Here is a 21850-nt window from a genome sequence, read left to right as displayed (position 1 = left end):
TAAAGATAAGACCGGACAGAACGAAATCATACATACAGCATCGTAATAAACGGAGGTAATAGCATGAAGAAAGAGAAAATCCAGGAACTGATCTCCCGGATGACATTGGAAGAAAAAGCAGGAATGTGTTCCGGAGCCGACTTCTGGCATCTTAAGGGGATCGAACGCCTTGGAATTCCCCAGGTGATGGTAACAGACGGACCTCACGGAATCAGAAAACAGGCAGAAGAAGCCGATCATCTTGGAATCAATGAGAGCGAGAAGGCAGTCTGCTTCCCGGCCGGCTGTGCAACTGCATCCAGCTTTGACCGAGATCTGATCCGCAGACAGGGAGAAATCCTTGGCCAGGAATGCCAGGCAATGAATGTCAGCACGATCCTGGGACCGGCAATGAACATCAAACGTTCCCCATTATGCGGAAGAAATTTCGAGTATTATTCAGAGGATCCATTTGTGTCTGCAGAAATGGCAGCTGCAATGATCGAAGGTGTGCAGAGTAAGCATGTGGGAACAAGCGTAAAACACTTTGCGGCAAACAATCAGGAAAAACGACGGATGACAAATTCCTCGGATATGGATGAGCGGACATTAAGAGAAATCTATCTGGCATCCTTTGAGGGGGCTGTGAAAAAATCAAAGCCATGGACTGTCATGAGCTCCTATAACCGCATCAATGGAAAATTTGTCGGAGACAGCAAGGAATACCTGACAGATATCCTCAGAGAGGAATGGGGATTTGACGGATATGTGGTTTCCGACTGGGGTGCGGTCAACGACAGGGTTTCTTCACTGTCAGCAGGACTGGATCTGGAGATGCCTCCGGGGGATTACGAAAATGACAGACTGATCGTAAAGGCTGTTCAGGAAGGTAAGCTTGATGAAAAGACTGTGGATCTGGCATGCGAGAGAATCCTGGATGTGATTTTCCGTTATACAGAGAACCGTGATGAAAACGCTGTATTCGAATATGAAAAGGATCACAAGGCAGCAGCCGATATCGCAGCGGAATGTATGGTACTCCTGAAAAATGATAACCATATCCTTCCTCTGAATGCAGAAAAAAAGATCGCTTTTATCGGAAAATATGCCAGAGAACCGAGATATCAGGGCGGCGGAAGCTCTCATATCAACAGCTGGAAGGTGGAATCCGCACTGGAAGCTGTAAAAACAATTCCGGAGCTTGCAAATGTAACCTTTGCAGAAGGCTATCAGGATGAAAAAGATGAGGTTGTAAAAGACCTTCAGGATGAAGCAGTCAGAACAGCGGCTGATGCTGACGTTGCAGTTCTGTTCCTGGGACTTCCGGACAACTTCGAATCAGAAGGCTATGACAGAAAGCATATGGAGCTTCCGAACTGCCAGAATGAACTTGTACAGAAGATCCTTGAAGTGCAGAAGCATGTGGTAGTTGTCCTTCACAACGGTTCTGCTGTACTTATGCCATGGAAGGATCAGGTAGAGGGTATCCTTGAGGCATATCTTGGAGGAGAGGCAGTTGGAAGAGCAACGGCAGAGATCCTCGCAGGCAAAAAAAATCCATGCGGACGCCTGGCTGAAACCTTCCCTCTTCGTCTGGAAGATACCCCTTGCTATCTGACTTACGGAAAAGGCTTTGACAATGCTGATTATCAGGAAGGTGTGTTTGTAGGCTATCGCTATTACACCTCCAGAAAAATGAAAACAGCATTCCCGTTTGGTTACGGATTATCCTACACAACCTTTGAATACAGTGATTTTCAGCTTGATAAAAAAGAAATGTCTGATAAAGATACTTTAGAAGTAAGCGTCAAGGTAAAGAATACCGGAAACCGTGCAGGTAAAACAGTAGTTCAGCTTTATGTAGAAGCACCTGAGACAGAAGTCATCCGTCCGGTCAGAGAACTGAAAGGATTCGAAAAGATTTTCCTGGAAGCAGGAGAAGAGAAGACAGTTACATTTACACTGGATGAGAGAGCATTCGCTTACTGGAATACATTGATCCATGACTGGTATGCAGAGGAAGGAACTTATAAAGTGATGATCGGTGAAAATGCAGATCAGATGTGCAAAGGTGAAGAGATCACAGTACATACTACGAAAGAACTTCCAAAGACCTATTCATTAAATACCTGTCTTGGAGAGCTGATGCGCGATCCGAAGGCACAGGCTGTGATGGGACCTTTCATGCAGGGAATGGCACAGAATGATGCAGCAAAAGATATGGCAGAAGCACAGGAGAATGATACATCAGGAGCTGTGAATCAGGAAATGATGGCAGCGATGATGGAAGGAATGCCCCTTCGTCAGCTGTTAAGCTTCGTTCCCGGAATTAAAAGAGAAATGCTGGAACAGATGGTTGATGCTTTAAACGCTTAAGGAGAGAAAGAATGGGAAGGACAAAGAAGGAACTTGGTCTGGATTCCATGGGAATCCAGAAGTCAATGAGATTAACGGATTATCTTGGAGATGGTATCGGACAGCTGCCGCTGAATATCATGAGCAGCCTTGTGGGACAGCTGACTTACTTTTATACCGAAAAGGTAGGCCTTGCAGCAGGAATGGTTGCCACCATGCTTCTGATCGCAAAGATCTTTGATGCATTTTCAGATCTTGCAATGGGAAAGATCATGGATGCAGGCAGATCACCAAAGGGAAAATGTCGTCCGTGGTTTTCAAGAATGGCAATCCCGGCACTTGTAGCTATTATTTTACTGTTTACTGTACCTAAAAATATAGGAAGTGGTTTTCAGACGGCCTATGTACTGATCACGAACGTACTGATCACAGCGATCGTATATACAGCAGTAGCGATCCCTTATGGTGCCCTGATGGCTATCCGTACGGAAAGCTTTGAAGAGCGTGGTAAAATGGGAATCTTCCGTACAGCATTCGGATACATTGCAGGAATGGTAATTGCCATCCTTCTTATCCCTATCACAAATATGCTTGGCGGAACACAGAGTGCATGGATCAAGGTAGCTGTGGTCTTTGGTCTCATCTCCATGCTTTCATTGATGATTCTTTATAAAGTATCAAAAGAAAACGTGCAGATCGTAGAAAAAAGTGAAGATGATGATGTACCGTTTGTGGAAGCTATCAAAATGCTTTTCAAAAACAAGTACTGGGTTATTATGCTTGTACTTCAGTTTCTGATAAATATTTCTTACAGCTTAACTACATCCGGTGGAACATACTATGCAAAATACATTCTTGGAAATGACAATATCGTAGCACTTCTGGGAGCAGTGGGACTGGTTCCTACATTCCTTGGATTTATTTTGACAGGTCCTCTGACTTCCAAGTTTGGAATGACAAAAACATGTAAGATTTCCTGTGTGCTTGGAGCAGCAGCCTGCCTGGTAAGAGTTTTTACACCGTACAGCATTGCAACCTGTATTGCAGGTGGAGTTGTAACTACCTTTGCCAACATCCCTATGATGTGTCTGTTTGGAGCAATGGTAAATAACTGTGTGGAATATAATGACTACAAATTCGGAAAACGCATCGTAGGTATGACAAACAGTGCCAACTCTTTCGGAATGAAGATCGGATCCGGTATCGGAGCATCTCTGATCGGATGGCTGTTGGCAGCTGCAGGATACAAAGCATCTCTGGCAACTCAGCCTGGCTCCGTTGATATGGCAATCTTTGCATTTTCCATCTATATCCCGCTTGCGATCTTTGTGATCATGTTTATCTGTCTTATGAAGAATGACCTTGAGAAGAGATATCCTGAGATCATGGCAGAACTGCAGAAAAGAGAAAAGGCAAACTAAATACTGAGACTAAAGGACGGGACTTACAATAAGGTTCTGTCCTTTTGTGGATTTATTAATTGGAGGAAATGAAATGAGATTATATGATTTAAGAACCGAATATCGGGTAAACCCTGTTGGATTAACTGCTGAAGCACCAAGATTCTCATGGAAAATGGAATCACAGGAGAAGGATACTTTACAGACTGCATATGAAATTCATGTAGCAGATGAAAATGGAAAGCTTGTATGGAACAGTGGAAAAAAAGTGTCAGATCAGTCTGTTCTGATCCCTTATGAAGGTGAAGCACTGGTCTCAGAAACGATGTATACTGTGCAGGTATCTGTTGCAGACAATCACGGAAATACAGAATCTGTTGAAGGTACGTTTGAGACAGGAATTTTTGACAATACAGAATTTAAAGCACAGATGATCACAGGTGATTTCCCGGAAGAGGAGACTGCCTGCCCGGTATTTGGAAAGACATTTGCACTGGATAAAAAGGTAAAGAAAGCCCGTCTGTATGCAACAGCACATGGCGTATATGAGGCGACCCTGAACGGACAGACTGTAGGAGACTACCGTATGGCACCGGGCTGGACAAGCTATCACAACCGTCTTCAGTATCAGATCTATGATGTGACAGAGCTGCTTGATACAGAAAACAAAATTGAAATCACAGTTGGAAACGGCTGGTATAAAGGAATCCTTGGCTTCTATTGTATGCCAGATCAGTATGGAACACAGGTGGGAGCATTTGCAGAGCTTCATGTGGAATATGAAGATGGAAGTAAGGATGTGATCGCTACCGATGAAACATGGTCTGTAAAGACCGGAGAGATCCGTTACAGCGAAATCTATATGGGAGAGACCATCGACACGGATGCACCGGAGATCACAGAAGGAAACGTTGTTGTCAAAGATTTTGACAAAGCTGTTCTGACTGCACAGGAAAATGAGCCTGTCCGCATCACAGAGAAGATTGCCGGCAAAGAGCTGATCGTGACACCAAAGGGTGAAAGACTGGTTGATTTCGGACAGATCATCACAGGTGTTGTTGAGCTGCATGTGAAAGGCGAGAAAGGTCAGAAGATCGTGATCCGTCATGCAGAGGTTCTGGATAAAGACGGAAACTTTTACCCGGAGACACTTCGCCAGGCAAAATCCATCGACACCTTTATCTGCAGCGGAGAAGAGCAGATCTTCCGTCCGCATTTCACATTCCATGGATTCCGCTATATCTGTGTGGAAGGACTGGAAGAATTTACGGCAGATCAATTTGTTGCCTGTGTGACACATTCGGATATGGAAAAAACAGGAGATTTTACCTGCTCTGATCAGAAGGTAAATCAGTTGCAGAGCAATATTACATGGAGCCAGAGAGATAACTTCCTTGATATCCCGACGGATTGCCCGCAGAGAGATGAGCGTCTTGGATGGACAGGAGATGCACAGGTATTTTCCTGGACAGCAGCATTTAATAGAAATACAGCATTATTCTACACAAAATGGATGCGTGATGTGGCAGCAGAATCTTCACTGGAAAAAGGAGTGCCCCATGTTGTGCCGGATATCCTGGGACAGTACAGTGCTTCTGCATGGAGTGATGTAGCAGTTATCGTTCCGTGGGTTGTCTATCAGATCTATGGCGATAAAGGTATCCTGGAAGAGAACTGGAAATGTATGCATGAATGGGTAGACTATATCAAAAACAACTGTGAAGAGAGCGGTCTCTGGCAGAGTGGTTTCCAGTATGGAGACTGGCTTGCTCTGGATAAAGAAGAGAGTGCAGACAGAACCGGAGCAACAGATAAGTATATGATCGCAAACGCATACTATCTGTATGTGACAGATCTTGTAAAGAAAACAGCGGAGGTGCTTGGTAAGTCAGAAGAAGCAAAAGAATATGCGGATCTGTACGAAAAAACCCTGGATGCATTCCAGAGAGAATATTATACAGAGACAGGCCGTATCGTAAGTGAGACACAGACAGGAGCGATCCTTTCCCTGTATTTTGATCTTGCAAGAGAAAAAGACAGAAAACGCATTTTAAATACGCTGCTTACGAATATTGCAAACCACAAAAATCATCTGGCTACAGGTTTTGTCGGCACACCATATATCTGCCATACACTTTCTGAAAACGGAGAGCACGAGATGGCGGCAACTCTCTTCATGAAGGAAGATTATCCATCATGGCTCTACGCAGTAAATATGGGAGCAACGACGATCTGGGAGCGCTGGAATTCCATCAAACCGGATGGAACCTTTGATGAATCCGGTATGAACTCCCTGAACCATTACGCATATGGTTCCATCGGAGACTGGATGTATCGCAAGGTTGCCGGTTTATCCCAGTTAGAGCCGGGATATAAGAAATTCCAGGTAAAACCCATGTTTGTGAAAGGCATTGAAGAGTGGGCTACAGAATTTGAATCCGTTTACGGAAAGATCGTGGCAAAGACATCCTGCAAAAATGGAAAGATCCATGTGCATGTAGAAGTACCGGCAAACACTACAGCTGTGATCGTACTTCCGGAGAAAGAAGAAATACTTGAAGTTGGTTCCGGTGTATATGATTACGAATATGCAACAGAGACATGTCTTGCAGTAGAGCGTTTCAGTATGGACAGCACCCTTGGTGAGATCGTGGCAGAACCGCTGGCAGTAGAACTGTTCAACCAGATGGCACCGGGAATGCTGGAGGGACCGATGATCCAGTTTGCTTATGGAATGACACTGGCAGAGCTGCTGGGGGCTGCACCGCAGGCGAAACCGCTTTATGAGGCAGTTGTGAATGCACTGAATCAGAAGGAAGCAGAAGCTGGTTCTTTAATTGAAAGCTATGCATATAATAAATAAAATGTATCAATGGAAATGAAAGCCTTATGCCAGACCAGAAATTAGAGAATCTTCTTAATCTTGCCATGAATGCCCTGCCACATGAGCGGGAGAAATCGGAAAATCTGAATGTGGGGTATGATCCCACCACCAGGCTGTGGGATGTGATCGTGAAGTACAGTGGCCCGGAAAGCGGACTTGGTGGTGAGAGGATTCAGGTGGTCCCGCTGCTTGGCAGCTATGCAGTAGTGACATTGCCGGAATCGGAAATTGCTGCATACTCAGGCAGAGAGCAGATCGAGTTTATAGAAAAGCCCAAGAGACTCTACTTTGAGACCTTTGAAGAGCGGGAAGCAAGCTGCATTTTGCCGGTGCAGAATGGAGTCGATGGCTTAACCGGCGAAGGGATTTTGGTGGGCATTGTGGATTCCGGAGTGGACTATTTCCATCCGGATTTCAGAAACGAGGATGGCAGTACCCGGATCCTGCGACTGTGGGATCAGAGTGTAGCTGGAAATCCACCGGAAAACTATGTATCAGGAACTGAATATACGAAGGAAGAAATTGATGAGGCGCTTGCACTCGGGGAAACCGAAGGCAGGCGCCTTGTTCCGTCTGGAGATTTCAGCGGACATGGAACAGCAGTTCTTGGAATAGCAGCAGGAAACGGGAGAGCATCGGATGGAGTGAATCGAGGCGTTGCGTATAGAAGTGATCTTCTGGTGGTAAAAATGGGAAATCCACGGGAAAATTCATTTCCGCGGACAACGGAGCTGATGGAGGGTATTGATTACCTGATACGGCAGGCAGTGAAGATGAGAAAACCGATGGTCATAAACATCAGCTTTGGGAATAATTATGGTTCACACAGAGGGGATTCCCTTCTGGAAAACTATATTGATACAGTTGCGGCCATGGGGCGGACTGTGATCGTTACAGGAACCGGAAATAACGGCAGCCAGCCCTGGCATGCAGGAGGAATCCTGCAGCAGGGGAAAACAGAAGAAATCCAGCTGGCAGTGGGAGCTTTTGAGCCCACATTAAATGTACAGTTATGGAAGGATTATGAAGATGAGATGGAAATTTATCTGGAAAGTCCGTCCGGAGAACGGATCGGTCCATTATATGAAAGGCTGGGGCCACAGCGGCATCTGCTGGAAAATACAGAGCTTCTGATCTATTATGGAAAACCCGGTCCCTATCAGCTGTCACAGGAAATCTACATAGATTTCATTCCTGAGGGGAATTATGTGGACAGCGGTGTCTGGAAAGTTCTTTTAAGTGGAAAACGTGTGCGCTCCGGACAGTATTTCCTCTGGCTGCCGGGTGGAAATGTACTGAATCGCGGAACTGGGTTTTATTCTCCGCGGGCTGTGGGAACTTTGACGATTCCTTCCACTGCCGGAAAAGTTATTTCTGTTGGAGCTTATGATTCCAGACAGAATGCCTACGCAGATTTTTCCGGAAGGGGAAGTCAGTTCCTGCCGATCCGGAAGCCTGACCTCGCAGCTCCCGGCGTATCCATCACCGCCCCGGTTCCCGGTGGAAGCTACGCCACTGTTACCGGAACCTCCTTTGCGGCACCCTTTGTCAGCGGAAGCGCAGCTCTGCTTATGGAGTGGGGAATCGTGAAAGGAAATGATCCGTTTCTTTACGGAGAAAAGGTAAAGGCATACCTGCGGAAAGGTGCACAGCGTGTGGGCGGGTATGAGGAATATCCGAATGTGGAGGTGGGATGGGGGGGAGGACGTTATAATAAGGTTACATTGAAGAAAGTCAGTAAAATCAAGTGTTTCCGTTCATTTTCCCAACACAGAAACGAAGCACTTTTACCATGATTTTGAAGAAAATCTGCCCGGGTTGGATTCAAAATGATATGGAAAGAAAGATTTGTAGCAATGACGTAACATGAACAGTTGGTTCTGTTACAGATAAAAGTTTAAACGAAAGAGAGGTCATAGGGATATGAAACTGACTTATACAAATGTAAATGGATACCTGATTCCGAATCTCACCTATAAATCCGGTGAGCAGATGGAGCAACTTGGCAAATATGGATTTCTTCGCAGAGATTATCTGAAGAACCATCGAAACTCAACGTATCAGGTGATGCTTTTACAGGATACGATTGGCGAGCATCTTCTGGAAGTGGACAAGGCAGCAAGAGAACGGGAAGAAGTAATCTTGGAGCAGTTGGAAGAAAAAGAACCACTGCCAGATAAGGAGAAAGATCAGATGGCATGGGTAAGAGCAGCTAATCAGCACAGAGCGATTGCAGAGGAGATTATCTTGAAAGAATTGATTTATGCATAAGAATTGCCAGTAACCAATCTGGCAGGTAACTGATAAAAATAGAATATTGTGAGTGAAGTAAGGCGTGAGTCATAAAATATGGCTTGCGTCTTTTTCTTTGTCTGAAAGGAAGTGATAAGTTTGAACAAGAAGTTTTTGAAGCATTATATGGAAACCAATCCGGAAGGGACAGCACAGACCTATATTTTTCTGGTGGACAATCAGGATATCGCATTGAATATTGTGATGTCAGGTTATCAGGCACTTTGTCTGGTGCAGGAAGATGATGGATATTATTTCAGTGCAGATTCTTTTATAGAGGAAATGAGATCTATTCAGTTTACTGGAAGCTGTCAGAGTGCCTATCATTATGTGACTGCCTGTACGGTGAAGTGGATGAATGATAAGTTACAGACATTTTTCAAAGACGCTGGTCTTGATGGAAAAGTGGGCTGGCAGTTGTTCAAAGAGAAGGAGTACCTTGGCAAACTGGATAATCAGAAAGAAGTTGAGAAATTACTGGAAAAGTATATTCTTCGGTTTGAGCGAGATCCGAAAGAAGAACCGGAACTGAGCCGTTTTCACTTATTTGATGCAAAAGGAAATGTGAAAGGTGTCCGGGATATGGAGATTGTAGATTACCTGGTGGAGAATGTTCAGTTTTTTGTGGTGGGAATCACACCGTATTATTATGAGCATGGTGTTTTCCTGGAAGACCATGATGGGGTAAGAATGAAATACCGTATCCAGAAGCTGATCTATCGTGACCAGGTACAGAGTGGAGTGATCAAAAGAATCTATAATCTGCTGATCGCACAGCCAAAAGTTCACCGAGAGGCATATGAACTAAATAAACAACCTGTGAGGTGGATCAACTTCAAAAATGGATATTATGATCCGGTTACGGGTGAAATGCTGGAACACAATCCGGATTATCTGACAATCAATCAGATTCCATTTCCCTATTATCCAGAGGATTGTGAGCAGGTGTTACAAGGTGGAGAAAATATCAAAAAGTATCTTGCATCGTCTCTTCCAAATAAAGAAGAACAGCAGACATTCTGGGAGTATTTTGGATACTGCATGACACAGGATACGCAGTTTCAGAAATTCCTTACACTGAAAGGAAATGGTGGAACCGGAAAGTCTGTGGCAGTATCACTGATCCAGTATGTGGTTGGAATCACCAATATGTCCAGCATTTCTTTACAGGATTTGAACAAACGATTCTATGCGACTGGAATGTACGGAAAGCTACTAAATGCCTGTGCGGATATTCCATGTAAAGCAATGGAGAACACAGATGTATTAAAGAAAGCAGTCGGTGAAGATACACTGATCTATGAGAAAAAGGGGCAGGATGCAATCCATTTTCACTCTTATGCGAAGCTACTTTTTTCTACCAATGAAATGCCGCAGAATCTTGAGGATAAATCAGATGCTTTTTATCGTAGACTACTGATTCTTGATATGAACCGAGTAGTAAAAAGTGCTGAAAAAGATCTGCACTTAAAGGAAAAGGTACAGGCAGAATCCGATTATGCAATTCATATGGCGATGATTGCATTGAAAAATCTGTACGAACAGGGAAAGTTCACGGAGAGCGAACACAGCAAAGAATGTGTAAGAGAAGTGCAACGGACGTCAGATAGTATCTGTGCTTTTATTGATGAGTCATTGGTGCGTGCCAAAGGGAAACGTCTGAAACGAAGTGAAGTGTTCCATATGTATGAGGAATACTGCAAAGAGAATGGCAGACAGGGGCATGGTAAATCCAACTTTTTCAGGAATATGACAGATAAAGGTTTCCTTCTGAAGCAGTACAATGGTGAGTTCTATTATCAGGATATTGCAGTTAAGGAAGAAGATTTTTGTCCTGTAGATCCAGAAGAAAGAATACCTTTTGAAGAAACAGATATAGATTATAAACAGTTACAATTAAATATGAATCAGGGAATTAAGGGCATTTAGGGCAAAATAAGCAAAAAGAAATGTTACCGGAGCAGGAAAAATAACAAAGATAGCTGCCAGAGTACATAAAATTTTGCTTTTTTTACACTGATTGCCCTTTTTTAGGTATCAACGTTTTAGCTGATACAAATATAGGTTTTTCCCGAATTTGGGAAAAAGTAAAAAAATAAAAATTAAGAAAGTGTGAGGTATGATTATGAGAATGATGAAAAACAACAATAATGAAACAGTTATGGTGATCGGGATTGATCATGGTTATGGAAACATGAAAACTGCCACCAGATGCTTTCCATCCGGTGTAGTCAGATATGACAAGGAGCCAATCTTTCAGAATAATCTTCTTGTTTACAATGGCATGTATTACCAGATCGGAGAGGAACACAAGGAGTTCTGTGCAGAGAAAACGCAGGATGAGGACTATTATGTGCTGACACTGGCGGCTATCGCAAGAGAACTTGATGGGAAAGGTATGAACAGGGCAACGGTACATATCGCAGCCGGACTTCCCCTTACCTGGGTAGCTACACAGAAAGAAGACTTTCAGAAATATCTTCTCCAGAATGAAAGTGTGGATTTTACATTCCGTAACAAAGACTACCATGTAGAGTTTGCAGGAGCTGATATTTACCCACAGGGATTTGCAGCAGCCTTCTACCGCTTACAGGATTTCAAAGGAATCAATATGCTGGCAGATATTGGAAATGGAACTATGAATATAATGTATATCAATAATTCCCGTCCATTAGAGAAGAAATGCTTTACAGAGAAATATGGAACGCATCAGTGTGTGCTTGCTGTAAGGGAATCCCTGCTGAAAGAACTGGGAACAGTGGTGGACGATCTGGTGATTGAGCAGGTGATCCGTACCGGGACAGCAGATATTGGTGAGAAATATCTGACAGTCATTCGTAAAGCTGCCGGAGATTATACGAAAGAAATTTTCCATAAGCTGAGAGAACGGGAATATAATCCAGAACTGATGCGTCTGTATGTGGTCGGCGGTGGCGGTTGTATGATCCAGAATTTTGGAGAATATGACAAGAGCCGGGTGACAATTGTACGGGACATCTGTGCCACGGCGAAAGGCTATGAAGCAATGACCGTAAGGAAAATCCTTTGAATCTTTGTGATGAACAGGACAGGCAGGCATGGGAATATTTGCAGACGATGGACAGGGAAAAATATAAATCGTACACCAGAGCAGTTGTAGTTGCTTTAAACGATTATTTTTCCAGAGAGTACAGGAATGAAGCAGATCCGTATCTGGAAACCAGAGAAAAGGAAGATGCTTTTCTGGAAAGAGTGGAAACAGCTGTCCGGGATGGAGTGAAAGAATCTGCCCCGATGGCTATAGCGAAGAATCTGATGGAAATGCTTGTACCGTTTGTAAAAGAATCGGTAGGAGAAAGTAAGCTGTCGGACAGAATACTAACAATGGAAAAAAAGGATGGAGAGATCGCAGAAGATAATCTGGACTGGGAGAAAGAAGCTGATATGGATGCAGCACTGGATTTTGCGGATAGTTTTTAGCTGTCTGTAAAAAGGAAAAGCAGTCCGGTTTGCATAAAATAAATCGGACTGCCTTAAGTGGAGCTATTCTTTTTTCTTGGGTAAGGACGTTTATCATCTGTCAGGTTTAGCAGATAGTCAACGCTGGTGTTATGAAATTCAGCCAGTTTAATCAGAATGTGAGTAGGGATATCGACATCACCACATTCATAATTACTGTAAATACGCTGACTGCAATTCAGAATTTCACCCATATTCTTCTGCGTAAGGTCACGATCTTCACGCAGATCCCGTATTCTCTGATACATGCGTTTCACCTCTAGCATAATAATAACTTAGCGAGATATTCACTATTGAAATATAGCGAGAAATTCGCTACACTGAATTTAAAAATGCAGGAGGGAGAAGTACAGAGTGAAAGAGAAAGTGAAAAAGGTGCTGGTGTGGATTTTTGAATTTGTTTTATTTTGTGGATATTTCTATGTTTTATTCGTGAATCTGGTATGTGGATTTGGATATGGAGGGATAAGCAGCAGAGGACAGGCAATAAAGATTTTATGTGCTTCGTTCTTCCTTGCAGTGGGACTTCCCGGATTGATCTGGTATCAGCATCGCAGACTTATGAAACTGGAGAATTTATTGCATGACCTGTTTGAAATTTGCGACAAAATAAAATAGCAGTAATAGAAAAATAGACTGACAGTAAGGAAAGCTTTACGGAAACAGAATAGCAGAAAAAGGTAATGGCAGTGATGGCATTTCTATTGGTAAAAATCAGTGAAATGTTCATGACTGCTATTTTTATGCTTTTCAGCAGAAATGGAAAGTGATTCAGAAAAAGAAAAGCAGAAATAACAGCGAAATATGGCAGAGAGGCATTTGCAGATGGAAAACGTTGTATAAGCAAGGCAAAGAAGAAATATAGAGTGCCGGATACGGCACATGATTGTCCGATACTTCGCATCGGAGTGGTGCATGACTAGCCTGTTTCAGAAAGGAAAAATCTATGGAATGTGGAGATTTTCTCTTTCTTTTACAGTCAGTTCCTGCAACACAAAACCACTGTCATCTCAATTTTGGCTTAATAACGCAGAGGAGAATGTTGCTTACTTGGTGCTGGTTCAGTGGTGGGGAGATGACAGGCAAGTTTCGCAAAGTGGCAAGCCACTCTGCACCGGAGCCAGCCTTTGGGCTGCTCCTAAACTTGCCAGAGGGCTCTGCCCCTTGGAACCCCGGCACGTTAATGGCGTAAGTATTCCTGCGAAATGTCCACCGGACATTCCTACGGAACACTTACTGATTGACTAGGGTTTCACCCTGCACCCACCAAAGGGGCGTTGCCCCTTATGGAATCCCTGTAAATTTTAGCCGAAACGCTGTGTCTGTTGATAAAGAATGAAAATGAAGCAAGGAAGGAGACAAAAGCCTATGAGAAAACGAAATCATACAGTAACCATACGGATGAATAAAGCAGAATATGAGCTACTTCAAAGCAAAGTAAAGGAATCCGGAAGAACACAGCAGGAAGTTGTAATAAAAGCAGTCGCAGATTTGAAGATAGCTTCTACAGAGGAAGTGGAAGAACTAAAAAGATTGAACCAGATGTTTGCAGATATTCTCAGTCAGCTTCGTGGAGCTACTACAAATATCAATCAGATTGCAAGAAAGCTGCATATAGATGGAGAAGTTCCAAATGACAGTACGCTGTATTTCCTCAATAAAAATATTCTTAAGTACCGGAAGGAGAGTGAAAAGATATGGCTATTAATAAGACGATTAATAAGCGGACAAATACACATGGAGCAATGAGAAATTGTATCGAATATGTATTGCGTCAGGACAAGACCAGTGAGCAGCTTACCTATATGACTGGCCCGTATTGCCATGATGCAATCAATTATGATCTTGTGTATCAGACATTTCTGGAAGAAAAGAAATTATGGAATAAAGACTCTGGAAGGATGTACGCCCACAATATTATTTCATGGCATAAGGATGAGCAGATTACACCAGAGCAGGCATTTGAATTTGGAAAAGAGTTTGCAGAAAAATGGTTCCAGGGATTCCAGACCTTAGTGGCAGTTCACAAGGATAAAGACCATATTCATTGCCATCTGGTGACGAATTCTGTCAGTTATGAGGATGGAAAGAAACTGCATACTACGAAAAAAGATCTGGAGCAGATGAAGCAGTTTACCAACCAGATGTGCCGGGAACGTGGGCTGACGGTTGCAGAAAAAGGAAAACATTTTGATGGCAGTCAGATTGAAAAGGGCGAAATCATTGCATGGAGCAAGGATAAATATAATCTGTTCCGGCAACAAGTAAAGGACAGCTTTGTGGCTGACTGTGCAATGGCGGTGTTAAAAGCACTGGAGAATTGTATCAGTAAAGAAAAGTTTATAGAAAAAATGAAACAGCTTGGATGGAGTGTGAACTGGACAGAAAAGAGGAAGCACATCACGTTTCAGAATCAGGATGGAAAGAAAGTGCGTGACAGCAATCTGTCCAAAACCTTTCATCTGGACATCAGCAAGGAGGGGTTAGAGAATGAATTTAATGGAAATTACGAAAGGATACAAGCCGAAGCAGAACGAACAAATGGATCAGACGATGTATTCGCTGGATACTACCGACAAGTGGAAGCAGCTTGCGAAGGAGCAGGCAGAAACGCTGGAGAAAGTGACGGCAGAGAGGGACGAGTTGCAGGTGAGAAATCAGAAGATGAACGAGTTTATTCAGGAATTTCAGGAAAGGACGCACAAGTTGAAAATAGAAAAACAGAAGTTGTTCTTCGAGAATCACGAAATGCAAGAAGAAATGCAAATGTCGAACGCCGAAATTCAGCGGATGACAGCAGAACTGTCCGAAATGCGGAAACTCAATCAGTCTTTACAGCAGAGCAACGACGACTTGAGGAACAGAAACGGATTGATGAGCAGGAGCGAGCAAGAGCATCTCGAAGAAGAAATAAAAGACGTTCGGGACCGGAACTCTAAATTACAGACACAGGTGAACCAATCGTCGGTGAAAGCGGTTGAACAGGCACAGCAAAAACAGGAAGAAGCAGAAAAACAGGCAAGACAGGCAGAGTATCAGGCTGAAAGGGAAAAGAAACGGGCAGATATGGAGATACAAAAAGCCAGGAGAAAAGCAAAATCGGAAATGGAGGATATGAAAGAAATACAGTTTTTCTGGACTTGGGGATATCTTTGTGTCATATTCTTTTCACTTATTCAGAATGGAGCATTTCAAAGGGATTTAATGCAACTGATCATGTTGCCAGTTAATTGGTGCAGAAAGTATGCGATATGGTTTGAACAGCTGGATTATATGGGATATTCTACGGGAGAGGTAGTTTTTGAACGAATATTTTCAAGTGCTGTGATTATGGCGGGAATTGTCGGGGGTGTATTTCTTGTATGGGGCGGAATTGAACGGTATCGAAAGATATGGGATGATATTTATAAAATGGTTTTGATAGCCAGCTTTTCCTTTATTGCGGTATTAGGAAACTTGATACGGGAATATTTGCCATTTAATCTGCTGTTTGTGATTTTTGTCATAAATGTAGGGGCTGTTCTGATTAGAATATATTTGAATAATAAGAATGTTGGCTATTGAACAATAAATCGAATTTATTTGCTATAATGAATTTCTATATTTTCTTGTCAGTCAGTCCTAACGGTGTTACACTGAAAGAGTATAGAAACTCAAACAATGTTACCTATTGTAGGGACTAGAGCTTTATAAGGTAACATTTTTTTATATGAGAAAGTTAGATGAAACTAATTACTGAAGGAGATAAGCTATGATGTTTTATGAAAGAGGAGACAAAAGTAAGAAAAGCAGCGGAAGAAAGTGGACAGTGTAATATGAGAACAGTAACAACAGAGGACAATCCATATAAGGTTGCTGGAGATATACTTTTTGCGTCTTCGGAAGTGGAATCGGATTTCAGAAGTGTTGATTTATATGGATCTTCTGTCCGGAGAAAAAAAGAAGATGCTATATGTTCAAGATTTCATCTTGAGAATGAAAGTGGTACAGGAGATATCGCCGTATATCAGACATTTCCAGGAATGGAGCTGGTCTATAATGATATGCATATGGAATATTGTAATAAGATGCAGAGTCCACGTCCTGGATTTATTGAAATTAATTATTGTCGGGAGGGGCGGTGTGAGTGTGCGTTTGGAGAGAGTAGTTATTGCTATATGGCAGCGGGAAATTTATCCATTTGTACCTTGCATAAAAAATCACATACATCAACATTTCCTACTTCCCATTATCATGGGATAACGATAACGATTGAGTTGGAAGAAATTACAGATGAGATGAGAAGAATCTTGAAACTTCTTTCTATTAATCTTACCCGAATTTCAGAGTTTGCAGGAAAACAGGATTTTTATATGGTTCGTGCAAATGAAACTGTCCAACATATATTTTCGGAATTATATACTGTTCAGGAACATATAAAGCCTAGTTATATCAGAATAAAGCTTCTGGAGCTTTTATTGATACTAACAGAAATGGATTTTGACAGGATTAAGAACGACTATGTTTATTTCTCAAAATCGCAAAGGAACTGTACCAGACAGATTCATGATTTTATTGTAGGACATATCAAAGAACATTATACAATTGAGGAGTTGGCAGAGCGTTTTGAAATATCACCTACGGCAATGAAACGTTGTTTTAAGGGAATGTATGGTGCACCTGTTTATGCGTATCTCCGGACTTATCGTTTACAAATTGCTGAAAAATTATTACGGGAGGGGAATTTATCTGTAGGTGAAATCGCAACAGAAATCGGATATACAAATCCCAATAAATTTACTTCGGCATTTCGAGGTGAATATGGAATGACACCAACGGAGTATAAAAAGAATGTCTGATTGGATAGAAACTAGTCTGCCAGGTCATTGAGTTTCATATTAGTACCAGATAAAATATGTATTGGTTAGATAAGACTGACTAATGCATATTTTTTATTTAGGAGGATTATAATGAAACAGAGAAAATTATTAACAGGTTTGTTTTTAGCAGCAACTTTGTCTATTTCTTTATTGACGGGATGTGGAAATACAAGCAGTAGCACATCTGAAACAAAGCAAACAGAAAACAGTGCTACAGAAGAACAGACTACAAGCGTACAGAAGGAAAGTGAAACTGATGAGAATCAGGATGCAGCAGATCAGCTTTTATGCGATCTGAAAGGTACTTATCAGGAACTGTGGCCGGTTATTCTGGCAGATGAATACGATCAGCTGTGGCTCGATGACAGTGCTGCAATTGTAGGAGAGGATAATGCTCAGGCGGCTGTTGAAAAAATGTCTTCTATGGTAACTGGAACAGTCACCGGTGAAGAGGCAGTGGAAACCTACAAGGATGGAAATATGGCATACGACTGTGAATTTTTACAGAATATAGATCAGTTCACGTTTGACGGAACAACAATATCTGGTGTGGATGAAGAGGGGAATGATGTATTCAGTCATTCTTATCATTACGTAGGTATGGAAGAAACGCGTGGTCTGTACATCTACGAAAGTGATGATGCTGATTCCGGCGAGTTTACCTATTTCTGTATCGCTCCGGATACGATGAAAACTACATGGCACATTGAGTTCAGATATGGAAGTGACCTGGATGCATTGGAAAAATATGATGCAGGTGAATATGCTTATTGGCTGGCAGCAGGAATTTCTGTTGACTATACGAAAGCCGATGTTGAGAACTGTATACAGTTATTCTGTAAAGAGAATCTGTCTGAATAGTGAAAATAAATTTGAGTCGGTGGAAATCGGAGAGATTCTGATGCCACCGGCTTTTTGAGGAGGATATAAGGTCATGAGCAAAAAGAAAAATGCCGAGTTATCCCGGATGTGGGGATTTGCAGGGAAACGTCATTGGTTGACTATTGCCAGCTGCATTCTGGCAGGAATATCCACGGTGCTTTCTATTATTCCATTTGTCTGTATCTGGTTTGTGATTCGGGATATCTTGTATGCGATGAAAAAGGGAGATTTGTCACTGGCAGCTTCCAGTGGGCATTATGCGTGGCTTGCAGTAGCATTTTCGTTACTTAGTATTTTATTATATTTTGTAGCATTATGTTGTTCGCATCTGGCAGCATTTCGTACAGCTACCAATATGAAAAAAGAGGCAATGCACCATATTGTCACGTTACCGCTTGGATATTTCAGTCAGAATGCCAGTGGCAGACTTCGGAAAATTATTGATGACAATGCTGGACTGACCGAAGGGTTTCTGGCACATCAGTTGCCGGATCTGACCGGTGCAGTTGTTATGCCGGTTGCAGTCATCAGTTTGTTGTTTGTCTTTGACTGGAGACTTGGAATCTGTTGTTTGATTCCACTGGCAATCAGTGTATTTTTCTTAAAGAAAATGATGGGTGGAGATAATGCCGATTTTATGTCGGGATACATGACCGCACTGGAAAATATGAATAAAGAAGCGGTAGAATTCGTTCGTGGAATCCCGGTTGTAAAGGTATTCCAGCAAACCATTTACTCATTCAAAAACTTTCATGCAGCGATTGAAGAATACAAAAAATATGCCAGTGGATATGCAATCTGCTGTCGTATCCCATTGACGGGATTTAACATTACTTTAAATGGAACTTTTATTTTGCTGATCCCGACTGCACTGATGCTTTTTTCGGCAGCAAGTGGACAGGCGGATCGTCAGAAACTGTTTTTAGATTTCCTGTTTTACAGTCTGTTTACGCCAGTTTGTACAACAATGATGAATCGAATCATGTTTGCAAGCGAACAGTTAATGGCGGCAAAAAGTGCAGTAAGCAGAATAGAAGCAATTTTGCAGGAAAAACCGCTTAAAGAATCAAATACACAAAAACAGCCAAAGGATGCTTCTGTTGTATTCGAGGATGTTTCTTTTACTTATCCAGGTGCTAAGAAAAAAGCATTGTATCATGTAAGCTTCGAAGTCCCTGATGGTAAGAAAATTGCATTAGTCGGAGCTTCCGGTAGTGGCAAATCTACAGCGGCCAGTCTGATTCCACGTTTTTATGATGTGCAGGAAGGAGACGTTTTAGTGGGTGGTGTGGATGTTCGTGAGATTGCTAAAAATGACCTCATGGATCAGATTGCATTTGTGTTCCAGAACACCCGTCTTTTCAATGATACCTTACTTGAAAATATCAGAGCTTCCAGGCCAGATGCCACACGTGAAGAAGTGATGAGAGCGGCAGAAGCAGCACAATGTCAGGATATCATAGAGAGACTTCCAAATGGTTTGGATACTATAGTTGGAAGTGGAGGAACCTATCTGTCGGGTGGTGAAAATCAGCGGATTGCATTAGCACGTGCAATTCTGAAAGATGCACCAATTATTATACTTGATGAAGCGACAGCTTTTGCAGATGCGGAAAATGAGCATCAGATCCAGCTTGCCTTTGAAGGACTGACCAGCGGAAAAACAGTACTTATGATTGCACATCGTCTGTCCACGATTCAGGATGCAGATATGATTCTGGTCTTTGGTGATGGAAAAATAATAGAACGAGGCAATCATGATGAATTGCTGAAACAGAATGGTGCCTACGCATCCATGTGGAAAGAATATCAGACACAGATTATCTGGAAGGTTGGAACGACTGTGAGAAAGGAGGAAAATCATGATTAACAGATTACAGAAAAAATACGCTCTGAGTGTCCAGGGTGCAAAGGATCTTTTTAAAGCAATTGTTTATTCTGTACTGGCAAATATCAGTCTGATGCTCCCGGTTGCCCTACTTGCAATAGTATTAAATACGATGCTTCCTATGGCTCTTGGAATGGAAGAAAAAGTGGCAGGATTTGCAGGATATACAGTTGTTGGAATTATCATTTTAGTGATTATTTTTGTCCTTCATTATCTGCAGTATACAAAAGCCTATATTGGTACCTATGAGGAAAGTGAACGTAGACGCATTACACTTGCAGAAAAGCTCAGGACGTTACCGCTTGGATTTTTCCATGAACGTGACCTTGCTGATCTGACAAGTACAATTATGGGCGACTGTGCCAGTTTTGAGCATGCGTTTTCCCATACAGTTCCGCAATTTTTTGGAGCACTTATTTCTACAAGTATTGTGTGTCTGGTACTTCTTGTTATGAACTGGAAAATGGGAATTGCTCTTTTGTGGGTTGCACCGGTGGCATTTGCAATTGTTCTTCTTTCACGCAAGTGGCAGGAACTGCTTGCAAAGAAATATATGACAACAAGAATTGATCTGTCAGAAGGAATACAGGAATGTCTGGAAACGGTACAGGATATTAAGGCATGTAATCAGGAGAAAACTTATCTGGAGAAACTGGATGCGAAATTGGATGCAGCAGAAAAAGCGCAGATTTCCAGTGAAATGGTCAGTGCGAGTCTTCTTACAACCGGTCAGATGGTCTTACGGCTTGGACTGGCAACGGTTATTGTTGTGGGAAGTTCGCTGATTTTAAAGGAAAAAATTGATCTGTTTACTTATATTCTATATTTGATCGCAGCCTCCCGTCTGTATGATCCACTTTCTGGAGCTATGGCGAATATGGCAGAACTTTTTGGTGTGAATTTACAGGTAAAACGCTTGAAAGAAATCCAGGAATATCCGTTAGAAAATGGGCAGACAGAGTATCACACCAAAGGATATGATGTGATTTTTGACCATGTGAAGTTTTCTTATGAAACAGGAAAAACAGTTTTAAAAGATGTATCTTTTACTGCAAAACAGGGACAGGTGACTGCATTAGTAGGACCATCCGGCGGTGGTAAGAGCACCATAGCAAAACTGGCAGCTAAATTCTATGACGTGGATGGTGGGAAAATTACACTTGGTGGTGCAGATATCGCAAAAATTGATCCGGTCGCATTGATGAAAGATTTTTCGATTGTTTTTCAGGATGTTGTTCTTTTCAATAATACAATTATGGAAAATATCCGTGTCGGACGAAAAGGTGCAAGTGATGAGGATGTTATTGCTGCAGCAAAGGCTGCAAAATGTCATGATTTTATCGAAAAATTGCCGCAGGGTTATCAGACGGTAATCGGAGAAAATGGTTCTACGCTTTCTGGCGGGGAGTGCCAACGTCTTTCCATTGCCCGTGCACTTTTAAAAGATGCACCTGTTATTTTACTGGATGAAGCAACTGCTTCTTTAGATGTGGACAGTGAAACACAGATACAGGAAGCGATATCTGAACTAGTCAGTGGGAAGACAGTTCTGGTAATCGCTCATAGGATGAGAACGATTGAAGCAGCGGATCAGATCGTTGTTCTGGATAAAGGTGTTGTGGCAGAAAAAGGAAACCATGATACGCTTATGAAGAAAAATGGTCTATATCGTAAGCTGGTTGATCTGCAGACGGAAGCAGCAAATTGGAAACTTAGTGTATAGAACAAAAGGCACTGAAAACCATAGAATTATTGGTTTGCAGTGCCTTTTTTGAGCAAGGAGAAAAAATACAGTGAATTTAAGTTTTGCTAA

17 protein-coding genes are annotated in these 21850 nt (G+C 42.2%); 16 read left to right on the top strand and 1 reads right to left on the bottom strand.

Going from position 1 to position 21850, the window contains the following annotated elements; translation table 11 throughout:
• Positions 1-63: 63 nt before the first annotated feature.
• The 8 genes from GPK88_RS18330 (at position 64) to GPK88_RS18295 (ending at position 12369) form a co-directional block, all read left to right on the top strand.
• Complete coding sequence (locus GPK88_RS18330; RefSeq protein ID WP_173762019.1) at positions 64-2355, top strand: glycoside hydrolase family 3 C-terminal domain-containing protein; 2292 nt, start codon at positions 64-66, stop codon at positions 2353-2355.
• Between the two features lie 11 nt (positions 2356-2366).
• Positions 2367-3755 carry an MFS transporter gene (locus GPK88_RS18325; protein ID WP_173762020.1) on the top strand — a complete coding sequence of 463 codons (1389 nt, stop codon included), beginning with the start codon at positions 2367-2369 and terminating at the stop codon, positions 3753-3755.
• Between the two features lie 73 nt (positions 3756-3828).
• Positions 3829-6597 carry an alpha-L-rhamnosidase gene (locus GPK88_RS18320; protein ID WP_173762021.1) on the top strand — a complete coding sequence of 923 codons (2769 nt, stop codon included), beginning with the start codon at positions 3829-3831 and terminating at the stop codon, positions 6595-6597.
• 26 nt (positions 6598-6623) lie between these two features.
• On the top strand, positions 6624-8414 hold the full coding sequence (locus tag GPK88_RS18315) for a S8 family peptidase (RefSeq protein WP_215708124.1): 1791 nt from the start codon (positions 6624-6626) through the stop codon (positions 8412-8414).
• Positions 8415-8541: 127 nt separating this feature from the next.
• Positions 8542-8889, top strand: coding sequence for a TnpV protein (locus tag GPK88_RS18310; RefSeq protein WP_015541855.1), 348 nt, complete (start codon positions 8542-8544; stop codon positions 8887-8889).
• 111 nt (positions 8890-9000) lie between these two features.
• Positions 9001-10839 (top strand): DNA primase family protein, encoded by a 1839-nt coding sequence (locus tag GPK88_RS18305; RefSeq protein WP_227189162.1) that lies wholly within the window; start codon positions 9001-9003, stop codon positions 10837-10839.
• Positions 10840-11035: 196 nt separating this feature from the next.
• Positions 11036-11959: a ParM/StbA family protein gene (locus tag GPK88_RS18300; protein ID WP_215708123.1), complete on the top strand. Its 924-nt coding sequence runs from the start codon at positions 11036-11038 to the stop codon at positions 11957-11959.
• 47 nt (positions 11960-12006) lie between these two features.
• The gene (locus GPK88_RS18295; protein ID WP_252197820.1) at positions 12007-12369 is read left to right on the top strand and encodes a hypothetical protein; all 363 of its coding nucleotides are present in this window, start codon (positions 12007-12009) and stop codon (positions 12367-12369) included.
• Between the two features lie 53 nt (positions 12370-12422).
• Here GPK88_RS18295 and GPK88_RS18290 read toward each other — a convergent pair whose 3' ends face one another.
• Complete coding sequence (locus GPK88_RS18290) at positions 12423-12656, bottom strand: helix-turn-helix domain-containing protein (RefSeq protein WP_015540886.1); 234 nt, start codon at positions 12654-12656, stop codon at positions 12423-12425.
• Between the two features lie 106 nt (positions 12657-12762).
• Here GPK88_RS18290 and GPK88_RS18285 point away from each other — a divergent pair, with 106 nt between their 5' ends.
• The 8 genes from GPK88_RS18285 (at position 12763) to GPK88_RS18250 (ending at position 21760) form a co-directional block, all read left to right on the top strand.
• Entirely contained in the window at positions 12763-13026 is a 264-nt protein-coding gene (locus tag GPK88_RS18285) for a hypothetical protein (RefSeq protein WP_055158244.1), read from the top strand.
• Positions 13027-13743: 717 nt separating this feature from the next.
• Positions 13744-14157: a plasmid mobilization protein gene (locus GPK88_RS18280; RefSeq protein WP_442860244.1), complete on the top strand. Its 414-nt coding sequence runs from the start codon at positions 13744-13746 to the stop codon at positions 14155-14157.
• A complete protein-coding gene (locus tag GPK88_RS18275) occupies positions 14106-15347 on the top strand; it encodes a relaxase/mobilization nuclease domain-containing protein (protein ID WP_215708120.1) in 1242 nt (413 codons plus the stop codon). The genes GPK88_RS18280 and GPK88_RS18275 overlap by 52 nt, the downstream gene beginning before the upstream one ends.
• Positions 15283-15972: a DUF6040 family protein gene (locus GPK88_RS18270; RefSeq protein WP_252197823.1), complete on the top strand. Its 690-nt coding sequence runs from the start codon at positions 15283-15285 to the stop codon at positions 15970-15972. The genes GPK88_RS18275 and GPK88_RS18270 overlap by 65 nt, the downstream gene beginning before the upstream one ends.
• A gap of 197 nt (positions 15973-16169) precedes the next feature.
• Positions 16170-17246, top strand: coding sequence for a helix-turn-helix domain-containing protein (locus GPK88_RS18265; protein ID WP_252197818.1), 1077 nt, complete (start codon positions 16170-16172; stop codon positions 17244-17246).
• 111 nt (positions 17247-17357) lie between these two features.
• Positions 17358-18128, top strand: coding sequence for a hypothetical protein (locus GPK88_RS18260; RefSeq protein ID WP_215708118.1), 771 nt, complete (start codon positions 17358-17360; stop codon positions 18126-18128).
• A 73-nt stretch (positions 18129-18201) separates the two neighbouring features.
• Positions 18202-20019, top strand: coding sequence for an ABC transporter ATP-binding protein (locus tag GPK88_RS18255; RefSeq protein WP_215708117.1), 1818 nt, complete (start codon positions 18202-18204; stop codon positions 20017-20019).
• Positions 20012-21760, top strand: a complete 1749-nt coding sequence (locus tag GPK88_RS18250; RefSeq protein WP_019162562.1) for an ABC transporter ATP-binding protein — start codon at positions 20012-20014, stop codon at positions 21758-21760. Before GPK88_RS18255 ends, GPK88_RS18250 begins: the two co-directional genes overlap by 8 nt.
• The last annotated feature ends 90 nt before the right edge of the window (positions 21761-21850 follow it).

Origin of the sequence: Blautia sp. MCC269 (assembly GCF_018785655.1) — a bacterium.
GTDB lineage: Bacteria > Bacillota > Clostridia > Lachnospirales > Lachnospiraceae > Blautia_A.
Note: the sequence above shows the minus strand (reverse complement) of the source record. Positions and strands in the feature narration are given on the sequence as shown.

What these genes read in the sequence shown, in the direction of transcription:
- GPK88_RS18260 (WP_215708118.1), top strand. Translation starts at nt 17,358, where the DNA reads ATGAAACAGAGAAAATTATTAACAGGTTTGTTTTTAGCAGCAACTTTG.
- GPK88_RS18275 (WP_215708120.1), top strand. Translation starts at nt 14,106, where the DNA reads ATGGCTATTAATAAGACGATTAATAAGCGGACAAATACACATGGAGCA.
- GPK88_RS18310 (WP_015541855.1), top strand. Translation starts at nt 8,542, where the DNA reads ATGAAACTGACTTATACAAATGTAAATGGATACCTGATTCCGAATCTC.
- GPK88_RS18300 (WP_215708123.1), top strand. Translation starts at nt 11,036, where the DNA reads ATGAGAATGATGAAAAACAACAATAATGAAACAGTTATGGTGATCGGG.
- GPK88_RS18295 (WP_252197820.1), top strand. Translation starts at nt 12,007, where the DNA reads ATGGACAGGGAAAAATATAAATCGTACACCAGAGCAGTTGTAGTTGCT.
- GPK88_RS18325 (WP_173762020.1), top strand. Translation starts at nt 2,367, where the DNA reads ATGGGAAGGACAAAGAAGGAACTTGGTCTGGATTCCATGGGAATCCAG.
- GPK88_RS18315 (WP_215708124.1), top strand. Translation starts at nt 6,624, where the DNA reads ATGCCAGACCAGAAATTAGAGAATCTTCTTAATCTTGCCATGAATGCC.
- GPK88_RS18270 (WP_252197823.1), top strand. Translation starts at nt 15,283, where the DNA reads ATGAGCAGGAGCGAGCAAGAGCATCTCGAAGAAGAAATAAAAGACGTT.
- GPK88_RS18250 (WP_019162562.1), top strand. Translation starts at nt 20,012, where the DNA reads ATGATTAACAGATTACAGAAAAAATACGCTCTGAGTGTCCAGGGTGCA.
- GPK88_RS18265 (WP_252197818.1), top strand. Translation starts at nt 16,170, where the DNA reads ATGAAAGAGGAGACAAAAGTAAGAAAAGCAGCGGAAGAAAGTGGACAG.
- GPK88_RS18320 (WP_173762021.1), top strand. Translation starts at nt 3,829, where the DNA reads ATGAGATTATATGATTTAAGAACCGAATATCGGGTAAACCCTGTTGGA.
- GPK88_RS18280 (WP_442860244.1), top strand. Translation starts at nt 13,744, where the DNA reads ATGAAAATGAAGCAAGGAAGGAGACAAAAGCCTATGAGAAAACGAAAT.
- GPK88_RS18330 (WP_173762019.1), top strand. Translation starts at nt 64, where the DNA reads ATGAAGAAAGAGAAAATCCAGGAACTGATCTCCCGGATGACATTGGAA.
- GPK88_RS18255 (WP_215708117.1), top strand. Translation starts at nt 18,202, where the DNA reads ATGAGCAAAAAGAAAAATGCCGAGTTATCCCGGATGTGGGGATTTGCA.
- GPK88_RS18290 (WP_015540886.1), bottom strand. Translation starts at nt 12,656, where the DNA reads ATGTATCAGAGAATACGGGATCTGCGTGAAGATCGTGACCTTACGCAG.